2 protein-coding genes and 3 tRNA genes are annotated in these 2,643 nt (G+C 33.4%); all 5 read left to right on the top strand.

All coding sequences use genetic code 11. The features are described from left to right. Positions 1–702: 702 nt before the first annotated feature. The 5 genes from JFL43_RS21775 (at position 703) to JFL43_RS21755 (ending at position 2,617) form a co-directional block, all read left to right on the top strand. Positions 703–1,068 carry a nuclear transport factor 2 family protein gene (locus tag JFL43_RS21775; RefSeq protein ID WP_200750666.1) on the top strand — a complete coding sequence of 122 codons (366 nt, stop codon included), beginning with the start codon at positions 703–705 and terminating at the stop codon, positions 1,066–1,068. A 432-nt stretch (positions 1,069–1,500) separates the two neighbouring features. Continuing rightward, positions 1,501–1,974: a GNAT family N-acetyltransferase gene (locus JFL43_RS21770; protein ID WP_200750665.1), complete on the top strand. Its 474-nt coding sequence runs from the start codon at positions 1,501–1,503 to the stop codon at positions 1,972–1,974. A gap of 265 nt (positions 1,975–2,239) precedes the next feature. After that, positions 2,240–2,314: transfer RNA gene (locus JFL43_RS21765), tRNA-Asn, on the top strand. 13 nt (positions 2,315–2,327) lie between these two features. Next, a tRNA-Thr gene (locus tag JFL43_RS21760) sits at positions 2,328–2,400 on the top strand. Positions 2,401–2,542: 142 nt separating this feature from the next. Then, positions 2,543–2,617, top strand: a tRNA-Glu gene (locus JFL43_RS21755). The last annotated feature ends 26 nt before the right edge of the window (positions 2,618–2,643 follow it).

The following is a 2,643-nucleotide window of genomic DNA, read 5'->3' as shown; positions in this document are numbered from 1 at the left end:
CCTGTGAGAGTAGGACGTTGCTAGGCACATTTAAGTACAGCTGATTTTATCAGTTGTACTTTTTTTATGCTTAAAAAATATAATAATACTCTTAAATGTTAAAGTTAAACCAAAAATATACAAATTTCTGAATGGGTTTTATTAATTTGGTTCAACGTCAAATGTTGGTGACTACAAAAATCATGCTAACTGGTGTGGATCCAGATTTCTTTAAATTCACTTGATAATAAGATCTCCGCACGAAATTTTTCAAAGCTCTTAAAGCCGAAAGTATTCCGTTGAGAAACGTTAAAAACGTTGGAAAAATCTTGTATTTTCAGGGAAGCGTTTGTCACATTCTCCACATACATAACGTCGTTTTCGATAGTAAATAGCACTTAATCGTTCAAACCATTTTAAGTGTTTAATCTTTCTGTATACGGTAATCATGTACTTTACGCGTCAACGCCCCACAAGATGGACAAATCTGTCCATGGATTGGTATTTCTATATGGATAGTTATGTGTGATTTTCTCCACGTGTGCGATAGTAAAGGCTTCAAATCCTGGTATTTTCATGTTAAAATCCATTTGCACGACACTCGCAGTCTACTTGTTTCTAGACAATCCAAGTATAAAGAAATCGCGGTGTTCGTGCATTTTTTTGTCTTAAATTGTCTGAAAACCCCAACAAATATTATAGAACCATTAAGGGGGAGAGAATATGGATGAAAAACAAATAGTTGAATATGAAGAGATGCTTCGGAAAGCAATGTTAACTAGTGATGTAAAGGCTTTAGAAGAACTAATTAATGACAATCTTATTTTTGTAAATCACTTTGGACAAATTTTAACGAAAGCAGCTGATAATGAAGTTCATCGTTTAGGTGTTTTGAAGTTTACTGAAATTAAAGTTTTAGATCAAAAAGTGTTACTTTTAGATACTGTAGCTTTAACAGTGAAGCGGGTTGCTTTAAAAGGAGTAGTAGATGTTGAATCGATTGAAGGTGAGATGTGCTACACGCGGGTTTGGCAAAATGATGATGGAGTAATTAAAATTATTTCAGGTCACTGCAGTTCTGTAAGTTAATGAGGGCGTGCAATATTATTGTTTCTGTATTTTAGAAATGGATGCTTTAGTTTAAAAAGATATCTTAAAATAATCGACTTCTTATAAAAATTCTCCAATAAAGTCAGGTGTGTTGATTAGGGGAATATTAGGTTGTTATTTAACATTAAAATGTTTTTTATGTTCAATATTAACGGATGTTACTACATTTTTTAGTTGCTTGCTCCCGGAAAGCGAGCATCCCGTAGCGGAAATCAACCAACTGTAATGGTTTAAAGTAGTTAATTAGTTAATTAACACGCCTGCAATAAAGTATATTTAGAGCTGGTTTGGTCAATCTACTTTTAGTGTAAGCTTTATCCTATTATTTATTAGTATCAATTTAATTCCCTTTATCGAGCTATTTAAATATATTTCACCTAACTCAAATTTTAGTTTGGAGGATTTTGAACTATGAGTGTAGAATTTGTGAATTACAATAATCAATATAAAGAGTTAGTGGAGGATTATCAGGTCACTGAAGAGCAATTGCAATTTACGAATTCACCGCTAGCGGCCCTTGAACTGTGTGAAACAGATGCAGATCGGTACCCAATTATCGTATTTCATAATAGCCAGTTAGTAAGCTTTTTTGTATTGTATATCAATAAGGGAGTGGAACCATATTCAGATAATTGCAATGCTATTTTATTGCGTTCATTATCAACAGACTATCGTCATCTCAGAAAAGGCTTCTCCAAAAGTATACTATCCCAGTTACCTCAATTTATTAAGCAAAAATTTATAAACATAAATGAGATTATATTAGCAGTTAATGCAGAAAATAAAACGGCACAGGATTTGTATAAAAAAATTGGCTTTGTAGATAATGAGAAGAGGATACAATGGAGAAATAGCCAACAAATTATTATGAATTATGCACTATAAGCAACTCCTAGGGGATTAATTTGTATGAGTTAGTAGTTTGGTGTTACTTTTATTTTAGAACGCTTTAGAGGCCCGTTTTAAGGCGTTACTCGACTGAATTATATTAAAGTCGACCTTTAACTATATACATGTTTAAACATAGGTATAATTAATTAAAAATTAAATAAAAGTTTTTCTGAAAATAGCTTGAAATGTTTTAATATGCTGTTATAATAATATTTGTGTTCGACATAATGAACATCTAAAGAAGCGATAATAATATTGTTCCGAAGTAGCTCAGTGGTAGAGCAATCGGCTGTTAACCGATCGGTCGTAGGTTCGAGTCCTACCTTCGGAGCCATTTTTTTGTCTATGCTTCCATAGCTCAGCAGGTAGAGTGCTTCCATGGTAAGGAAGAGGTCACCGGTTCGAGCCCGGTTGGAAGCTTACTGTTTATTTTAGAAGTTGAATTATAGCGAATTTTGCCCTATATAGAGGTAAAATAAAATATTTTCAAATAAAGTGTTGCAAAGTTGTTTAAAAGATGTTAATATAATTCTTGTCCTGCTTGAAGCAGTCAGATTTTAATGGCCCCTTGGTCAAGCGGTTAAGACACCGCCCTTTCACGGCGGTAACACGGGTTCGAATCCCGTAGGGGTCACCATTATATAAAATTTATTTATCATATCC

Origin of the sequence: Viridibacillus soli (genome assembly GCF_016612995.1) — a bacterium.
Lineage (GTDB): Bacteria > Bacillota > Bacilli > Bacillales_A > Planococcaceae > Viridibacillus > Viridibacillus soli.
The sequence above is the reverse complement of the archived record's forward strand: the minus strand, read 5'-3'. Positions and strand labels throughout refer to the sequence as shown.

Excerpts from the sequence above, each read along its gene's own strand:
- JFL43_RS21775 (WP_200750666.1), top strand. The coding sequence starts at position 703 with ATGGATGAAAAACAAATAGTTGAATATGAAGAGATGCTTCGGAAAGCA.
- JFL43_RS21770 (WP_200750665.1), top strand. The coding sequence starts at position 1,501 with ATGAGTGTAGAATTTGTGAATTACAATAATCAATATAAAGAGTTAGTG.